This window comes from Psychroserpens sp. S379A, from assembly GCF_049800755.1.
GTDB lineage: Bacteria > Bacteroidota > Bacteroidia > Flavobacteriales > Flavobacteriaceae > Psychroserpens.
Map to the genome: position 1 here is coordinate 5,001 of NZ_JBNAFQ010000001.1, position 18,064 is coordinate 23,064.

The following is an 18,064-nucleotide window of genomic DNA, read 5'->3' on the forward strand; positions in this document are numbered from 1 at the left end:
GCTGGGTTCAGAACGTCGTGAGACAGTTCGGTCTCTATCTACTGTGGGCGTTAGAAATTTGAGTGGATCTGACTCTAGTACGAGAGGACCGAGTTGGACTAACCTCTGGTGTATCTGTTGTCACGCCAGTGGCATTGCAGAGTAGCTACGTTGGGAAAGGATAAGCGCTGAAAGCATATAAGCGCGAAACCTACCACAAGATGAGATTTCTTTAAAGGGTCGTGGAAGATGACCACGTTGATAGGCTATAGGTGTAAAGGCAGTAATGTCATAGCCAAGTAGTACTAATAACCCATAGGCTTATTGTACACCTGTTTTTTAGAGTACAAACAAACTTTTTATGTAATTTTCTCAATATGTCAACAATATTAGTGTTGATTATTTATAACAACCATATCCTGAACAAGTTTAGGATAAAAATTTAAGGTGGTTATAGCGATGGGGCTCACCTCTTACCATTCCGAACAGAGAAGTTAAGCCCATTTGCGCCGATGGTACTGCATTTGTGGGAGAGTAGGTCGTCGCCTTTTTTAAACGCCCTTACTATAGTTTAGTAAGGGCGTTTTTCTTTTTATATATTATCTCCCAATACCAGCTCTTAATCAAATAGACTGCTCATAATTGTGTGGAGACCTTTAAAGGAAAAGAAAACTGCTAGAATACAAATAGTGAATCCTAGAATAAGAATTGGAATATAAAGTAATTTTTCTGAATTACTGAATGCTATATAAACAAAAGTAGGGCCAAGAAACATAAAAACTAAAGCGATTCCCATAGTTTTTAACCCTTTAACTAAAAGTTCTTTATTCGTTTTTTTAGTTTCCATTTGTGTAATTTTTTATTGCTGCTCTAACGTTTTTATGTTTTTCTAATAAATTTTTAGCTTCTTCTGAGCTAATGTGCAGCTCTCTAATAAGTATTTTTATTCCTCTGTCTACCAGTTTGTTATTGCTTAGTTGCATGTCTACCATTTTATTGCCTTTTACTTTGTCTAGCTTAATCATGGTAGAAGTTGAAATCATATTCAAGACTAATTTTTGAGCAGTTCCAGCTTTCATTCTTGAGCTACCAGTGACAAATTCTGGACCTACAATAACTTCAATAGGGTACTTAGACACACTTGTGAGTGGACTATTTTTATTACAAGTAATACAACCTGTAATAATATTTTCTTGATTACACTTTTTTAATGCTGAAATAACGTAAGGAGTTGTTCCTGATGCAGCAATACCTACTACAATATCTTTTGAAGATATTTTGTAAGATTTTAAGTCTTCCCATCCTTGTGTTGTTGAATCTTCAGCAAATTCTACGGCCTTTCGAATTGCTGAATCTCCACCTGCAATTAACCCAACAACTAGTTCGTGTGGGACACCAAAGGTTGGTGGACATTCTGAAGCGTCTAAGATTCCTAATCGGCCGCTAGTTCCTGCACCAATGTAGAATAACCTTCCTCCATTTTTTAGTTTAAGAATAATTTGCTCTGTTAGTTTTTCAATTTGTGGCAATGCTTTCTCAACAGCTTGAGGTACTGTTTTATCTTCAGAGTTGATATGATTCAATATTTCATTTAGACTCATTTTTTCTAAATGGTTATAATTTGAATCTTGTTCTGTTGTTTTTATAAATGTCATATTGTAAAAATAACTATTTTTTCTTCTGCGTTAGTGATAGTAGTGACATCCTTTTTTGAGTTTTTTTCAAAAAAGATACAACGAATAGCACGACCCTTGTTTGTACATATTTTATGTGCGAATAAGGGTAACGCACAAAATGATAAATTAATCTACGACAGTATGTATAGGTGAATTTATAGATTTATTACTTTAAAAGGGTAAGTTATTTACATCTACATTTCCACCAGAGATAATCACTCCTATTTTTTGATTTTTAAAGTTTTCTTTTAAAATGGCAGCAAAAGCAACAGCGCTCGAAGGTTCTATTAAAATCTTCATACGTTCCCAAATGAGTAGCATGGCTTCAATGATTTCATTTTCTGAAACTCTGATGATTTGTTGTATATGTTTTTTAATAATAGGAAAATTATGAGAACCTAACTGAGTTCTTAATCCATCTGCTATAGTATTTGCTGTAATATTTGTTTCTATTTTTCCACTTAAAAGTGAGCGATATGCATCATCTGCTTCTAAAGGTTCTCCACCATATACTTGGCAGTGCTGAGAAAAATGTGTAGCTGCTAAAGCCGTTCCAGCAATTAATCCACCACCACCAACAGGGCAAAATATAGCATCAAGATTTGGATGCTCTTGAAGTAACTCTAATGCTGCAGTTCCTTGTCCTAAAATAACATTTGGATCATTTGAAGGATGAATAAAAGTTGCTCCAGTAGCACTGGCTATTTGATTAGCTGTAGTTTGTCTAGCTTCAATTGTAGGTTCACATTCAACCACTTCGCCAGCATATTCTAATACAGCATTTTTTTTAACTTGAGGTGAATTTGAAGGCATAACGATATAAGCCTTGATATTTAAACTCTTAGCTGCTAGAGATAAAGCTTGCGCAAAATTTCCTGAAGAATGTGTCACAACTCCATTTTGTTGTTGTGCTTCTGAAAGTTGCATTATAGCATTAGTGGCACCACGAATTTTATAGGCTCCAGCTCTTTGAAAATTTTCACATTTAAAATAAAGTTCTGCATCTACAAGCGTATTAATAAGCCTTGAAGTTAATACAGGAGTATTATGAATAAAAGGTTTGATTCTTTCGTGGCATGATTTTAAACCTGCTTTGGTCATTCTTTAGTGTAATAAAAAAGACCATTGTTAAATGGTCTTTTTAGATAAGTTTTAATTCAAAATTTCATTGAAAGTTTCACTTGGTCGCATAGCCGAAAAGGTCTCAATTTCATTTGGATTATAATATCCTCCAATGTCTATAGGTTGGCCTTGAACAGAATTTAGCTCTTCAACTATTTTGGTTTCATGAGTTTTTAAGCTATTGTAGATTCTAGAAAATTCATCTTTTAAACTTGAATCTTGAGTTTGATTTGCTAAAGCTTCAGCCCAAAATAAAGCCAAGTAGAAATGACTACCTCTGTTATCTAATTCGTTTACTTTTCTTGAAGGTGATTTGCCTTCTGCTAATAATTTTTCAGTAGCATCATCTAAAGTTTCAGAAAGCACTTTCGCTTTAGTATTATGATTAACTTCTCCAAAGTGTTCAAGTGAAACAGCAAGTGCTAAAAATTCACCTAAGGAATCCCAGCGCAAATGATTTTCACTATTAAATTGTTGTACGTGCTTAGGAGCAGATCCACCAGCTCCTGTTTCAAATAAGCCACCACCATTCATTAACGGAACAATAGATAACATTTTTGCACTCGTTCCTAATTCTAAAATAGGGAACAAATCTGTTAAATAATCACGTAATACGTTTCCTGTAACCGAAATAGTATCCTCTCCGTTTTTAACTCTAACTAGAGTGAATTTTGTTGCTTCAATAGGAGAGAGGATTCTAATATCTAAATCATCGGTTTTATGATTTTTTAAATATAGATTAACTTTCTTAATTAATTCAGCATCATGTGCTCTTTGAGCGTCTAACCAAAATACAGCTGGTGTTTGTGATGCTCTCGCTCTTGTTACTGCTAGTTTTACCCAATCTTGAATTGGAGCATCTTTTACCTGGCACATTCTCCATATGTCTCCTGTTTCGACATCATGTGATATTAATACAGTTCCTGAAGTATCAATAACTTCAACGGTTCCATCTGAAGTGATTTCAAAGGTTTTATCATGAGATCCATATTCTTCAGCTTTTTGAGCCATAAGTCCAACATTAGGAACTGTTCCCATTGTAGTTGGATCGAAAGCACCATGAGTTTTACAGAAATCTATAGTAGCAGTGTATAATCCTGCATAGCTACTGTCTGGAATGACAGCTTTGGTGTCTTGTTGTTTGCCTTGGGCATTCCACATTTGTCCAGAAGTACGAATCATGGCTGGCATTGAGGCATCAATAATGACATCACTTGGCACATGAAGGTTGGTAATGCCTTTATCAGAATTTACCATAGCAACATCTGGAGCATTATCGAAAGCAGTTTTAATATCATTTTCAATTTGCAATCGTTTTTCTTCTGGTAATTCTTCAAGGTTGCTTAATAGATTGCCAAAACCATTATTAACATCAACACCAATGGCTTCAAAAGTGTCACCATGTTTTTCAAATAAATCTGCAAAAAATACACGAACAGCGTGACCAAATATAATAGGGTCAGACACCTTCATCATCGTTGCTTTCATGTGTAATGAAAACAAAATACCTTTGTCTTTTGCATCGTTAACTTCACGTTTCAGGAAATCTAATAATGCTTTTTTACTCATTACAGAAGCATCTATAATTTCGCCTTCAAGCAATGCTACACGTTCTTTGAGTGTTGTTTGGTTTCCAGAAGCATCAGTATGTATAATTTTTACATCTGTAGCATTAGCAACAGTAACCGACTTTTCGTTGTGACGAAAATCACCATGAGTCATTGTAGCCACATGAGTTTTAGAATCTGAAGACCATGAACCCATAGAATGCGGATTCTTTTTCGCAAAATTCTTAACTGCTTTTGGAGCTCGTCTATCAGAGTTTCCTTCACGAAGTACAGGGTTTACTGCGCTTCCTTTAATTTTATCGTAACGCGCACGAATTTGTTTGTCTTCAGTTGTATTAGGTTCATCGGGATAGTTAGGTAATTTAAAACCTTGATTTTGTAATTCTTCAATGGCAGCTTTTAATTGCGGAACTGAAGCACTAATATTTGGTAATTTAATAATATTTGCTTCAGGTAATTTAGCCAAATCACCTAATTCTTTTAAGGCATCTGGAACACGTTGATCTTCAGTTAAAAATTCAGGAAAAACAGCTAATATTCTTCCTGCTAAAGAAATATCTCTAAGCTCTATATTTATACCAGAAGATGCTGTAAAAGATTTTATAATAGGTAATAACGAATGTGTTGCTAATGCTGGTGCTTCGTCTGTTTTTGTATAGATGATAGTTGGTGTATTTGCCATAAAGTTTAGAGTTTATTGTAATGAGAATTGCCTAATTTTTAAGCCTAGCAAATATACAAAAAACTAATAGCTAATAAAGTGAAAATTAGGATTTGAAATTGAAAAAAAAAGTATTCTATAAGTAGAATTTTATTTTATATAAAGTCAATCTATTTTTATTTGGTAAATGTTTAGTAGACCTAAAGCATTATCTTTTGAAAAATGTGCGTTTTTTATGCGATTTTTTTCGGGATCAATCGATAAATTATATGCGCTTGTAAAATCTACATTTTCCAAATTGGTATTATCAAAAATAGTGTGATGAAGATTACATTTATTAAATCTTGATTGACTCAAATCAGAATTGGTAAAGTCGGTTTGTTCAAGCGAGCAAGACTTAAAAGTTGTCGCTTTTAGCTTTAAATTAAAAAAAGAGGATAGATTTAATTGGCATTCATAAAACTTTACTTCAAATAAAAAAGGGTTACAGTCTTGAAAAGGAAAGCCAACAAGTTTACAATTATTAAAAACAACATCTTTTAAAGCAGTATCTTTTGTTTTTACCATGCTTAAGTTGCAATCAATAAATTCACATTCTAAAAAACTGATGTTGCTTAAGTAGGATTCTGAAAAATCACAATTTACAAACGTACAATTATCATATTCGCCTTTTGGTAAAGCTTCAGATGTATAAGAATTACCAGAAAATGTTTTATCACTTATAAAATTTAAATCCATGTATAGAATTAGCTAGATGCTAAAAGTAGTAAAAGCTAAGGAGTTTAAAAAAACAAAAGCCATATCACAGTAGCAAAACTACGCTGACATGGCTTTTTTTGATTTAGTTTTACGTGACCTATTTAACATTGCTGCTAAAACTGAAATCGCTGAATTCACATTCCCACATTTCCTTTCGGTTCAAGTGTCACTAACTCAAAAGAAACATTTCTTAACTTTCAAAATGTATTGACCTGTTATTACTTTGTTTCGGTTTTAATTGTTTTTCTTGATCTCTTTGTTGTTATTCGTTCGTTTTCACGTAAGATACTACAAAGACATTGCTCATCCTGTTCACATTCGCTTTCGCTACTGATACTTTTTCAAAGCTTTCCATTTTCAATTTGCCAACTGCTCACGCATTCAGCAACTCAAAAATTTCATGGTTTTTTTGTCTAACACGCATACACCTGCGACTCCAAAACCTCAAAAAACAATTAATATATAAAGAACGTTGCTTTATTACAATTTAACATAAATTCAAAATTTTATTCAAAACCAAACAGAGTTTGTTGTTAATTGTTTAGCTAAAGTATGATTTTGTTGTATAATTACAAATTTTTAATGTGTTTAGATATTCACATTTTATAAACCATAGTTATTAACAAAAGTTGATAACCAAAAAACCTTGATTCTAAAATATCAAAATCAAGGTTTTTTAGTTGTTTATAGTTTAGAAACTTATTTTCTAACTTCTTTAATTCTTGCTTTTTTACCAGTAAGACCTCTAAAGTAGTAGATTCTAGCTCTTCTAACTTTTCCTTTTTTGTTCACTTCAATCTTTTGAAGTGCTGGTAAATTAATTGGAAAGATACGCTCTACACCAATTGTTCCAGACATTTTTCTAATGGTAAAAGTTTCTGAAGTTCCAGAACCTTTACGTTGTAGTACAACACCTCTAAAAAACTGTGTACGTGTTTTGCTTCCTTCTTTAATTTCGTAGTATACAGTTATTGTATCACCAGCTCCAAATTCAGGAAATTCATTTCTTGTTACAAATTCGTCTTGTACAAATTTTACTAAAGAACTCATTTTTTTGTGTTTAAATAATTATTTCAAACCAACATTCACGATTTTCGCCAGAGGTTAATCCAAAAGTGGCAGCAAAGATAGTTAATAATTGATAATGCACAATTATTAATTAATTTTTTTTGGGTGTTCCTCTACTTTGTAGAGTCAGGCTTTTCGCAGTCGCTTTTTTAATGTTGTTGAGATGCTTCGATAAGCTCAAAAAGACATTAAAAAGAGCTCCAACAATGCTGCAATCCTTAACACGATTTGAGTTGTAAAGTTATAAGGTTATAAAGTTTGAAAGTTAGAAAAGTACTACTATTGAAGACTTTAAAATAATTCGTGATTTCACCTAACACCTAACACCTAACACCTAACACCTAATACCTAACCATCTAACAAATCTGGTCGTCTGTCTTTAGTCCGTTTATAGGCTTCTGCTTCTCGCCATTTTTCAATTTCAGGAAAGTTACCACTAAACAACACTTCTGGTACTTTCATGCCATCATATTCTCTTGGCTTGGTATAAATTGGAGGAGCTAATAATCCGTCTTGAAACGAATCGGTTAGGGCAGAGGTTTCGTTTCCTAAAACACCTGGAATTAATCTAATTACAGCATCGCATAATACTGCAGCACCTAATTCTCCACCAGACAATACGTAATCTCCAATAGAAATTTCTTTGGTTATAAATTTATCACGAACACGTTGATCTACACCTTTGTAATGTCCGCACAAAATAATAATGTTTTCTTTTAATGAGATTTGATTCGCTATACTTTGATTTAACCGTTCACCATCTGGTGTCATATAGATAATTTCATCGTACTCTCTTTCTGATTGTAATTTTGAAATACATTTATCAATAGGTTCAATCATCATCACCATTCCTGCGCCACCACCAAACTGTGTGTCGTCAATAGCTTTATAATTTCCAGAGGCATAATCTCTTAAATTATGAAAATGTACACTCACCAAATTGGCTTCAATAGCACGTTTAAGGATAGAGGCTTCAAACGGACTCTTAATTAATTCTGGTAAAACGGTTATGATGTCTATACGCATGATTCAATTTATGACTGACAAAGATACACGATTTAAGAAGATATTAATAGAAATAAGGTATGCTAGTAAGATGGGTTTATTGAATTAGCATTTTTTAATTACATAGGAATACGCTAAACCAATTAGTATGGCTAAACCAAAACTAATTAAACTACCTATTAACATATATTCGGTAAGCTTTCTGTCTTTTGCTCTTGAGAGATCTCCAAATCTAAAAACAGATTTTGCAGTTATTAATAAACCAATAGCACTCCATTGGTTTAGTATTATAAATCCAAAAACGAAAAGACGTTCTAATATGCCAATATACTTTCCAGCATTCTTTAAAGAATCTTCAGAATTGTCTTCCTTTAAATTCCATTTGCTCATTATCATCTTCATAATTATTGAGCATACATAGGTTATTAATAATATAGCAAGTATAAAAAGTAATACTTCTTTAGAATATATGTGTTCAAAATTGATTGTAATTGGATTGTTTAAATAAACCACTAGACCTATTATGATTAAATGTAGTAGTTGATCTATTATAAATAATAGTCTAGTATTTATTTTTCCTTCAAGGTTTAGTTTGATGACATCAATTATTACATGACTCACTACAATTAATATATAGTATGGCCAATACGACCAGTTAAATTGTAATAAAATAAGTAGAGATAATAAGTGAACCAATCCATGAAAATATAAAAACTTTGATTTATGCTTTTTCTTTTTCTTATGCTTTACCCAACGATCTGGTTGTAATACAAAATCACCAAGAATATGCGCTATTAATAATTTTAGAGATAGTAATATCATAACTTAGAAATTTGTTTAACGTAAAAGTTATTCATATTCATGATTTCTTCAAATCCGCCTCTTTTTAGAGCTTCGCTTATGCTACTTTGTGATTTGTTTAGTAGTTGTGCTAAATAGTTTTGGTTTTTGTTGCTGTTTTCTATTGTAGTTTTTATCACTTCTGCTACTGTGCTGCTCCAGTTGTTTGCTATTAACAGTGATAAACTCAACATGACATTAATCGTTTCGTCAAAATTTTCGTTATTAGACTTTATAGCAAGTGTTTGTTTTTTTAATGCTTCAAAGCAGTCACCAGATCTTATATAAGCAGAACCGTTTGATTCGGTTATTTTTGATGATTTGTATTTTTCGTTGCCTATACCAATTGCCATTCGTACATCTAACGATTTTATTTGTTTGATTGCAGATTTAATATGAATAGCACATAGCATTGCCTTTTCAGGAGCTATTAGAAGCTGAAAGCTGTCACCTCTAAATATTTCCCAATCTTTTGGTTCTTCACCATAATAATTAAGAATACCTTTAAGTGTACCAAGCCAGTTTTTGACTTCTTCTTTTCTCGAATTAATAATATCTCCTGTTATTACTGCAACCATTTATTTATGGGTTTAGCACAAATATATCGGATTATTTAACGATACGCAAGTATATCGGCTTTTTATCCGATAATAAAAATAATAGGCTTTTAAATCGATAATCACAATAAGTATGAATCACTATTGTGAAAATATACTAGAAGTTTTTAGAAGAAGAGCGTTGTTTACTAAGCGTTTTTTTGCTTATTAATCTCATCTTGTAACTGACGCCTCACTTTTTGTTCACGCTCTAAAGCAATACGTCTGTGTTCTTCAAATTCTTCTTCAGTTTCTGCTAAAGACAGTTTAGCTTGCTTTGTAATGGCATTACTGTTTCTAAACTTGTAAATGAAAAATAAAAGTAGAGCAGATAGTACGCCAACAATACTCCAAAGCACTAAACTGTAATTAGGTTTGGTCATTTGCATACCAAATAATTGCATACTGTCTTTTTCAGCAATGGTATTTGTTAATTCTGTTTTGGTATTGGCTAATTCAGCATTTAGATCGTCAATAGTTTTGGCTTGAGTTGTTACTACAGTTTGTGTTTTATCAAGCTCTTGGTACGTGGTTTTTAGTGAATCTAAAACATTAGCTTTTAGTTTAAATAGCCAAGCTTGTTTTACTGCTTCATATTTTTGGCCTTTTGTGCCTTTAAAGTTTCCAGATTTTCTGAAAACATATTCAAACTGACTATCAATAGTACCACTATTTAGTGATAGTTTTTCTGATTCATCTGTATTTTGTGCGCTGACATTAATGAAGGATGCAGCAAATAATGAAAGTAATAGCGTTTTAAATAATTTCATTTTGGTTAGTAAAATTAATAATGTGATTATTAGGCAACAATATAATAAAATTATGAAGACCTACTTCAAAAATATAAAACAATTAGCCTCACAATTTGTGAGGCTAATTTATTTACGATCTATTTTAGTTTTTAGATGTTTTATCTATTAATAATATGCAAAACGCCTTACTTTAGAAATGTATTTGGCTAATCTAATAACTTGATGACTATAACCATATTCATTATCATACCATACATATAGTATTGCATTTTTACCACTAGTTCTTACTATGGTAGCTTTGCTATCATAAATTGAAGGAGCAGAACTTCCAACGATATCGCTAGATACCAATTCGTCACTCATTTCATATTTAATTTGTTCGACTAAATCACCTTCTAATGCATACTTTTTCATGATGGCATTCATAGCATCAATAGAGGTTTCCTTTTCTAATTCTAAGTTTAAAATAGCTAAAGAGCCATTTGGTACAGGAACACGAATAGCATTTGATGTTAGTTTTCCTTCAAAAGAAGGTAATGCTTTACTTACTGCAGTTCCAGCTCCAGTTTCAGTAATAACCATATTTAATCCAGCAGCACGTCCACGTCTGTATTTTTTATGGAAATTATCTACTAAATTTTGGTCATTTGTATAGGCATGAATAGTTTCTAAGTGACCACTAATAACACCATAAGTATCTTCAACAGCTTTTAAAATTGGTGTAATTGCATTGGTTGTACATGATGCAGCTGAGAAAATATCAACCTTATCTGGATCATTCTCTAAGTGGTTTACACCATGAACAATATTTGGTACACCTTTTCCTGGTGCAGTTAATAATACTTTGCTTGTACCTTTAGATTTTAAGTGTCTGCTTAAAGCTTCTTTATCTCTAAAGGCTCCAGTATTATCAATAACTAAAGCATCTTTGATACCATATTTGGTATAATCGATATCTTCTGGTGCATTGGCCGAAATGATATTAACGGTGGTTCCGTTAATGATTAAAGCACTGTTTTTTGCATCAGCAACAACAGTTCCCGAAAACTCACCATGTACAGAATCATTTCTTAATAAGGATGCTCTTTTTTCTAAAACCGTTTCATCAATTGCACCACGAGTTACAATGGCTCTTAAACGCATCTGACTTCCTTTTCCTGTTTTAGTCATTAATTCTCTTGCTACTAAACGACCAATTCTACCAAAACCATAAAGGACAACATCTTTTGGCTGTATGTCTTTATTTTTCTTGGCATCTTTTAGTTTTTCAGCAACAAAACTAGTGGCATCGCTATATTTTTGATCTTCTAAATGAAACTCATAAGTTAATTTACCGATGTCTAATTTAGCAGGAGGAAGGTCTAAAGTTTTAATAGCTTGTGCTATTTCAACCGAATCAAAGATAGAAATTGGTTTTTGCACAAATTCTCCAGCATACTCGTGAAGGTTTAGAATTTCGCTAACGTTTCGATCTATTAATTGGTTTCTAAATAAGACCAATTCAATCGATTTGTCGTACCAAAGGTCGCTTACGATTTTGATAAATTCTACAGTTGCTCTTCTTCGATCTGCTTGAAAAGCTAATTCGTTTTCATAAGTTCCGTTCAAACTCATTGTTTTAAATTTAGTGTGTGTTGTTTGTTTCGTTTTAACGCTTCCTTTTTTTAATTAATAAAAAGGAATAACGTCTCTGTTTCAGTTTGCAAAAATAATATATTTCAAACGTTTTCGTGATGTTTTTATGAAAAATAAAAAACCCATTAAATATTACTTTAATGGGTTTTGTTATAGGAGGTTTAATGTTTAACGAATTAGATATTGCTCGCGTTCTCCATGTTTATTAATAAGTCCTATTTTTTTTACATACTGTTCTATATTAGGACCATATTTTTGTTTTAATCTCGAAATATCTTCAATACTTTTAATTTTAATATTATTAATATCTGTAATAATGTATTTTGAAGAAACACCAAGATTTTCTGATAACCAATCATTATTATTTCTAATAACTTCAACGCCATAATTTATATTGTTTTTAGTTTTGCGTTCTTCTGAAAGGTTTTTCAATTCCATATTCATAAAATCAATGGTAAGAATGTCTGTTTTAGACAATTCTACTGGAATGGTTTTTATTTCATCATTTCTAATAATCTCTACATTTACAACATCGTTTGGTCGCTTAGTTTTTAAGTAACCACTTAAATCTGAAAACTTAGAAATTTCAATATTATCTATTCTTTTTATAATGTCTCCAGTTTTAATGCCTGCTTTTTCTGCTCCAGATTGTTCGGTAACATCAGCAACATACACACCATTAATTTCATTTAAGCCTTTTTCTATGGCTTCTTTTGAATTTGAATTAAGTAGCGAAACACCTAAAATACCATTTTGAACATTCCCAAATTCAATAATATCTTCTACAACTTTTCGAGCAATATTACTTGGTACAGCAAACGAATAACCAATATACGAACCAGTTTGCGACGTAATAGCTGTATTGATTCCAACGAGTTCACCATTTGAGTTTACCAAAGCACCTCCAGAATTTCCTGGATTTACAGCAGCATCAGTTTGAATGAACGATTGCGAATTCTGTCCTGATAAATCTCTAGCTTTTGCACTAATAATGCCAGCAGTTACTGTAGAGGTTAAATTAAACGGATTGCCAACAGCTAAAACCCATTCGCCAATTTGAGCTGCATCAGAATCGCCAAAGGTGATAAATGGTAAATCATTTTCAGGTTCAACTTTTAAAAGTGCAATGTCTGTTTTTTCGTCAGTTCCAACGAGTTCAGCTTCATAAATTTTGTTATCATTTAAAGTTATTGATATCGATTCGGAACCAGCTATCACATGATTATTCGTTATAATGTAGCCATCTGGAGAAATAATTACACCACTTCCAGTTCCTATTTGTGCGCGTTTAGATTGCTGTCTTCCAAAAAACAAATCTTGTAAACTCATTGGAGAAGATACTAAAGCTGTGTTTTTTACGTGTACAACAGCATCTACAGTTTTGTCTGCTGCTGTTATAAAATTAGGAAGTTCTTCTGTAGCTAAATTTGCGTGCGTTGCTTTATAATTTGTTGGCACAAAGAAAGGTTGCTCAACAGATGACTTTACAGCAACAGTTGATGATTCTTTCTCTATAAATAGTTTGTAGGCAGATAATGTTATAATTCCACCTAATACTGAAACAAATACTAAGGTTAAGATTTTTTTCATATTTAAAATATTTAATAATTAGGTAACGATTAAAATTAATTATTTATTGATTTTCAAATTCAATTTTAACGATTTTTAACGTCGCTTTTAACGCGTATTTAACAACGTAATTATCGTGGCATTATTCCTATATTTGCATCGAGATGACAATAACGTTTTACAAATATCAAGGAACAGGAAATGATTTTGTGATGATTGATAATCGTCAACAATTTTTCAATAAAAATGATACCAAATACATTGCATTTTTGTGCGATAGACGCTTTGGTATTGGAGCTGATGGATTGATTCTTTTAGAAGAACATGATTCCTTAGATTTTAAGATGGTGTATTTTAATGCTGATGGAAATGAAAGTTCCATGTGTGGCAATGGTGGACGATGCATTACGGCTTTTGCCAAGTATTTAGGCATTATCGCAAATTCTGCAACCTTTGAAGCTATTGATGGTTTGCATGAAGCTACAATTAGTAACGACATTGTGAGTTTAAAAATGCAAGATGTATTAACTGTCGAAAATCATAAATCTCATGTGTTTTTAGATACAGGTTCGCCTCATCATGTGCAACTCGAAACACAACTCGAAGCATTAGATGTTAAAACCAAAGGACGAGCAATTAGATATGGATCGCCTTACAACGAATCTGGTAGTAATGTTAATTTTGTTTGTAAAAATTCAAATCATAATTTTTCTGTGAGAACCTACGAACGTGGTGTTGAAGATGAAACCTTGTCTTGCGGAACAGGTGTAACTGCAGTAGCTTTGGCAATGCATACTTTGGGTGAAACTAAAAGTAATACTATTGAATTGCAAACCGAAGGTGGACTTCTAAAAGTATCGTTTGAAAAAGCAGATAAAGGTTACAAAAATATCTGGCTAGTTGGTGCAGCAACTCAAGTGTTTAAAGGTGAGATATCATGATTAACCTCAAAGGACAACATATGTATTTACGCGCTTTAGAACCTGAAGACTTAGAGTTTATTTATGAAATTGAAAATGATCAATCGGTTTGGGAAATTAGTAATACCATCACACCTTATTCTAAGTTTTTAATCGAACAGTATCTTGCCAATGCGCATAAAGATATTTTTGAAGCAAAACAATTGCGTTTAGTGATTTGTAATGTTGAAGATGTAGCCATCGGACTTATAGATTTATTTGATTTCGATTTTAAGAATAAACGTGCAGGAATAGGTGTTTTAATTAAAGATGAAATTAACCGACAACAAGGTTATGGCAAAGAAGCTTTAAAATTATTAATTGAATATTCAGATAATCACTTAGATTTAAAACAATTGTATTGCAATGTTTCTGAAGATAATACCTTGAGTTTAAAATTATTTCAAAATCAAGGCTTTGAAATTATAGGACTAAAAAAAGACTGGAATTTGATTCATGGAGTTTATAAAAATGAATACCTCTTACAACGAATTTTAAAATAATATGTATATAAAAAAAATACTTTGGGCAATTGCCATTATAGGTTTATTGGTAGCTGCATATTTTGCATATTTTGTATATGATGCAATGTTTAAGCCTAATACAGCATTTAATAATGAAGAAGCATATATTTATGTGTCTTCAAATGCTACGTATGAAGATGTAAGAGAACAGTTAGAACCTTTGTTAATTGATATTGAATCTTTTGACGCACTTGCGCTTCAGAAAAAATATACAACACACCTAAAAGCAGGAAAGCACGTGATAAAAAAAGGCATGAGCAATAACGATATTATCAATTCTATTCGAATTGGAAATTTGCCTGTTAAATTATCGTTTAATAATCAGGAATCTCTTGAAAAGTTAGCAGGTCGTGTAAGTCAGCAAATTGAAGCTGATAGCTTATCTCTTTTAGAAGCAATGACTGATGCAGAATTTTTAAAATCTAGTGGATTTACTAAAAAAACGGCTTTAGGCATGTATATTCCGAATAGTTATGAGGTGTTTTGGAACTCATCTGGAGTAACATTTAGAGACCGAATGCTTAAAGAATACAACCGATTTTGGAATAGCGATCGCAATGCTAAAGCTAAAGCTATTGGATTATCAAGAGATGAAGTGATGACTTTAGCTTCAATTGTTTACGAAGAATCAAAACAAGCCAGTGAACAACCTCGAATAGCAGGAGTTTATATAAACCGAATAAAGATAGGAATGCCATTACAAGCCGATCCTACTTTAAAATTTGCAGCATATCAGCTTCCAAAATATAAAAACACCATCATTAAAAGAGTGCTAAATATTCATAAAGAAATCGAGTCACCTTATAACACCTATAAATATGCTGGTTTGCCTCCAGGCTTAATTGCGATGCCAGATATTTCTGCAATTGATGCTGTATTAAATTACGAAAAACATAAATACTTATACTTTGCAGCTAATGCTAAAAAACCAGGTTTTCATAAGTTTGCAAAAACTCTAGCACAACATAATGTTAATGCGAGAGAATACCAGAGATATTTATCTTCTCAAGGCATAAATAGATAGGAGTGAAGTATCGTTGGATACATACTTGCGTTCTTTTTATTTGTGTGCTTCAATCGTTTTCACAATCTAAATTAGACACTTTTTTAAAGCCTAGCGACACTTTAAATGTGTCTCGACGAAATGGAGTAGTTATTACTGAAGCATCTTTAGGAACCTTAACCTTATTAGGTTTAAATCAATTATGGTATGCCGATTATGAACGATCAAAGTTTCATACAATTAACGATGCTGATGAATGGTTGCAAATGGATAAATTTGGCCATGTGTTTTCTGCTTATCAATTAGGAAAGATTGGTGCAGATGTTTTAAAATGGAGTGGAGTTCGAAAAAAAGATCAATTAATTTATGGAGCAACCTTAGGATTTACCTTTTTAACTGCAGTTGAGGTTTTAGATGGTTATAGTGCAGAATGGGGATTTTCATGGTCTGATATGGCTGCTAATGCAGCAGGTACAGGTTTATATATAGGACAAGAATTACTTTGGAATGAGCAACGCATCTTATTAAAGTATTCGTTTCATCAAACCAAATATGCGTCGCAACGTCCTGATAAGTTAGGTGACGGATTTCTAGAAGAGGTTTTAAAAGATTACAACGGACAAACCTATTGGTTGAGTGCTAATGTAAATTCATTTTTTAAATCAAGTCAACTTCCTAAATGGTTAAATGTAGCATTTGGTTATGGAGGCGAAGGTATGTTAACTGGAAAAAATGAAATCGTTGATAACTTTTTTATAAGTCAGAATAGACAGCGTCAATTTTACCTGAGTTTGGACGTCGATTTGTCTAAAATTAAGACAAATTCTAGGTTGTTGCAATCGTTGTTTGACGTTTTTAACACGATAAAAGTACCTTTTCCTGCATTGGAATTCAACGATAAAAAAGGTCTAAAACTGCATTATATCTACTTTTAACAACAGTTTAACAGCTAGTTTTCAGTAATTTAAAAAAAAGCGTATATTTGCATGCTGAAATTATAAGGTACAAAAGGGGACAAATTTTACCTTATATAAATTAGCTATTATGATTAAAAAAGTAAGTAATTATTTTGCTATCCCTCTAGCTATTTGTAGTGTTATGTTTTTAGCACTAAAACCTAGCCCTTCTCTAGATGTTGCTATGTATTCAACTGAAGGGTTAGAACTAGATTTTACAGTGCAACATGAGTTAAATTTAGCTTCTGAAACGACTGAAACACATTTGTCAAACCCTTTCCAAAAGAGACATGCTTATTTTCCATATTTAGGAAAATCGTATACAGGTTTTAAAGAAGCTGTAGCTTTTAAAGAATCTAGAGGAAATTATTTTACAGTAAACACCTTAGGTTATTTAGGAAAGTATCAGTTTGGTGCTGAAACTTTAAAATTAATTGGAATTTACAATCCGAATCAGTTTTTATCTAATCCAGAATTACAAGAAAAAGCATTTTTAGCAAATGCCGAACGTAATAAATGGATTTTAAGAAAAGATATCAAGCGTTTTGATGGAAAAAAAATCAATGGTATTTTAATTACAGAATCAGGAATTTTAGCAGCTGCACATTTAGCAGGTCCTGGAAGTGTAAAAAAGTTTTTGAGAAGTTACGGCAACCAGAATTTTTCGGATGCTTATGGTTCTACTGTAAAACATTATATGAAGAAGTTTTCAGGATATGATACCTCTTCAATCATTCCAGATAGAAAAGCTAAAGCTGTTTTATAGAGAAAACAATAATTTATAGATATTTAAAAACCTTGAAGAAACACTTCGAGGTTTTTTTATACAGCATCACTTCCGTCATCAAAAAAATCATCAATGGCATTTTTTTCAACAAGTGTTACTGCCTTTTGAAGTATTAAGTTATTTGGGTAAGTCACTAAGTCTCCATTGTCTAACCGTAAGTGTAACTGAAAAGCTCTTATGTCTTCAATAATGGCTTTGATTGGAAAATCTTTGTCATGGATTTCTATTTTATCACCAACCTTATAAGGGAAATTAAAAAACATGATAATTCCTGAAGTGATATTACTCAAAATAGACCAAATCGCAAAAAGAGCAATACCAATAACAGCAAATATTGAAGAAAAAATTAAAGTAAGCTCTTTTAATTCTGCTCCAAATACAAAGGCTTCAATAAGCAAAGCGATGAACAATAGAGTAACAGAAACATAACGACAAATCAATTTAATTCGAGCGTCATTAATACCACTATTACGACCAATTTTTCTAATTACTGTATTAGTAATAATTCTAATTGTAAAAAGAATTAGTAATATAATTATTGTTGTAATTAATTCTGTTTTATAAATTTCAAAAAACATAGCTGATTAGTTATAGTGAAAAACAAA

The 18,064-nt window shown here is 32.1% G+C and carries 18 protein-coding genes and 2 rRNA genes (1 of these 20 running past the window's edge); 7 read left to right on the forward strand and 13 right to left on the reverse strand.

Annotated features, from left to right (window positions below; all coding sequences use genetic code 11):
• Positions 1-308 (forward strand): 23S ribosomal RNA (locus ACP15M_RS00020); it begins 2,511 nt to the left of the window's first position.
• 114 nt (positions 309-422) lie between these two features.
• Positions 423-530, forward strand: a 5S ribosomal RNA gene (rrf, locus tag ACP15M_RS00025).
• 68 nt (positions 531-598) lie between these two features.
• Here rrf and ACP15M_RS00030 read toward each other — a convergent pair.
• From ACP15M_RS00030 to ACP15M_RS00085, 12 genes are all read right to left on the reverse strand, one after another.
• Positions 599-826: a DUF6095 family protein gene (locus tag ACP15M_RS00030; RefSeq protein WP_425075112.1), complete on the reverse strand. Its 228-nt coding sequence runs from the start codon at positions 824-826 to the stop codon at positions 599-601.
• Positions 816-1,634 (reverse strand): N-acetylmuramic acid 6-phosphate etherase, encoded by an 819-nt coding sequence (gene murQ, locus ACP15M_RS00035; RefSeq protein WP_425075113.1) that lies wholly within the window; start codon positions 1,632-1,634, stop codon positions 816-818. The genes ACP15M_RS00030 and murQ overlap by 11 nt, the downstream gene beginning before the upstream one ends.
• Positions 1,635-1,826: 192 nt before the next feature.
• The gene (locus tag ACP15M_RS00040; protein WP_425075114.1) at positions 1,827-2,756 is read right to left on the reverse strand and encodes a pyridoxal-phosphate dependent enzyme; all 930 of its coding nucleotides are present in this window, start codon (positions 2,754-2,756) and stop codon (positions 1,827-1,829) included.
• Positions 2,757-2,807: 51 nt separating this feature from the next.
• Positions 2,808-5,027 carry an NADP-dependent isocitrate dehydrogenase gene (locus ACP15M_RS00045; protein WP_425075115.1) on the reverse strand — a complete coding sequence of 740 codons (2,220 nt, stop codon included), beginning with the start codon at positions 5,025-5,027 and terminating at the stop codon, positions 2,808-2,810.
• Positions 5,028-5,171: 144 nt separating this feature from the next.
• The gene (locus ACP15M_RS00050) at positions 5,172-5,744 is read right to left on the reverse strand and encodes a pentapeptide repeat-containing protein (RefSeq protein WP_425075116.1); all 573 of its coding nucleotides are present in this window, start codon (positions 5,742-5,744) and stop codon (positions 5,172-5,174) included.
• Between the two features lie 720 nt (positions 5,745-6,464).
• On the reverse strand, positions 6,465-6,815 hold the full coding sequence (rplS, locus tag ACP15M_RS00055) for a 50S ribosomal protein L19 (protein ID WP_425075117.1): 351 nt from the start codon (positions 6,813-6,815) through the stop codon (positions 6,465-6,467).
• A gap of 366 nt (positions 6,816-7,181) precedes the next feature.
• Positions 7,182-7,859 carry a tRNA (guanosine(37)-N1)-methyltransferase TrmD gene (gene trmD / locus ACP15M_RS00060; protein WP_425075118.1) on the reverse strand — a complete coding sequence of 226 codons (678 nt, stop codon included), beginning with the start codon at positions 7,857-7,859 and terminating at the stop codon, positions 7,182-7,184.
• 84 nt (positions 7,860-7,943) lie between these two features.
• Complete coding sequence (locus tag ACP15M_RS00065; RefSeq protein WP_425075119.1) at positions 7,944-8,660, reverse strand: DUF3307 domain-containing protein; 717 nt, start codon at positions 8,658-8,660, stop codon at positions 7,944-7,946.
• Positions 8,657-9,256 carry a SatD family protein gene (locus ACP15M_RS00070; protein WP_425075120.1) on the reverse strand — a complete coding sequence of 200 codons (600 nt, stop codon included), beginning with the start codon at positions 9,254-9,256 and terminating at the stop codon, positions 8,657-8,659. Before ACP15M_RS00070 ends, ACP15M_RS00065 begins: the two co-directional genes overlap by 4 nt.
• A gap of 167 nt (positions 9,257-9,423) precedes the next feature.
• Positions 9,424-10,044 (reverse strand): tRNA (guanine-N1)-methyltransferase, encoded by a 621-nt coding sequence (locus ACP15M_RS00075; protein ID WP_425075121.1) that lies wholly within the window; start codon positions 10,042-10,044, stop codon positions 9,424-9,426.
• Between the two features lie 147 nt (positions 10,045-10,191).
• Positions 10,192-11,640 carry a glyceraldehyde-3-phosphate dehydrogenase gene (locus ACP15M_RS00080; protein ID WP_425075122.1) on the reverse strand — a complete coding sequence of 483 codons (1,449 nt, stop codon included), beginning with the start codon at positions 11,638-11,640 and terminating at the stop codon, positions 10,192-10,194.
• Between the two features lie 189 nt (positions 11,641-11,829).
• Positions 11,830-13,251, reverse strand: coding sequence for a S1C family serine protease (locus tag ACP15M_RS00085; protein WP_425075123.1), 1,422 nt, complete (start codon positions 13,249-13,251; stop codon positions 11,830-11,832).
• 143 nt (positions 13,252-13,394) lie between these two features.
• Between ACP15M_RS00085 and dapF the strand changes: the two genes are divergently transcribed.
• The 5 genes from dapF (at position 13,395) to ACP15M_RS00110 (ending at position 17,438) form a co-directional block, all read left to right on the forward strand.
• Positions 13,395-14,171, forward strand: coding sequence for a diaminopimelate epimerase (dapF, locus tag ACP15M_RS00090; protein WP_425075124.1), 777 nt, complete (start codon positions 13,395-13,397; stop codon positions 14,169-14,171).
• Positions 14,168-14,692 carry a GNAT family N-acetyltransferase gene (locus ACP15M_RS00095; protein ID WP_425075125.1) on the forward strand — a complete coding sequence of 175 codons (525 nt, stop codon included), beginning with the start codon at positions 14,168-14,170 and terminating at the stop codon, positions 14,690-14,692. The genes dapF and ACP15M_RS00095 overlap by 4 nt, the downstream gene beginning before the upstream one ends.
• A 1-nt stretch (position 14,693) precedes the next feature.
• Positions 14,694-15,737, forward strand: coding sequence for an endolytic transglycosylase MltG (gene mltG, locus ACP15M_RS00100; protein ID WP_425075126.1), 1,044 nt, complete (start codon positions 14,694-14,696; stop codon positions 15,735-15,737).
• 2 nt (positions 15,738-15,739) lie between these two features.
• Positions 15,740-16,651 (forward strand): DUF2279 domain-containing protein, encoded by a 912-nt coding sequence (locus ACP15M_RS00105; protein WP_425075127.1) that lies wholly within the window; start codon positions 15,740-15,742, stop codon positions 16,649-16,651.
• A 109-nt stretch (positions 16,652-16,760) separates the two neighbouring features.
• Positions 16,761-17,438, forward strand: coding sequence for a peptidoglycan-binding protein LysM (locus tag ACP15M_RS00110; protein WP_425075128.1), 678 nt, complete (start codon positions 16,761-16,763; stop codon positions 17,436-17,438).
• A 56-nt stretch (positions 17,439-17,494) separates the two neighbouring features.
• On the opposite strand, the gene ACP15M_RS00115 is transcribed toward ACP15M_RS00110, so the two are convergent.
• Positions 17,495-18,037: a mechanosensitive ion channel domain-containing protein gene (locus tag ACP15M_RS00115; RefSeq protein ID WP_425075129.1), complete on the reverse strand. Its 543-nt coding sequence runs from the start codon at positions 18,035-18,037 to the stop codon at positions 17,495-17,497.
• Between the last annotated feature and the right edge of the window lie 27 nt (positions 18,038-18,064).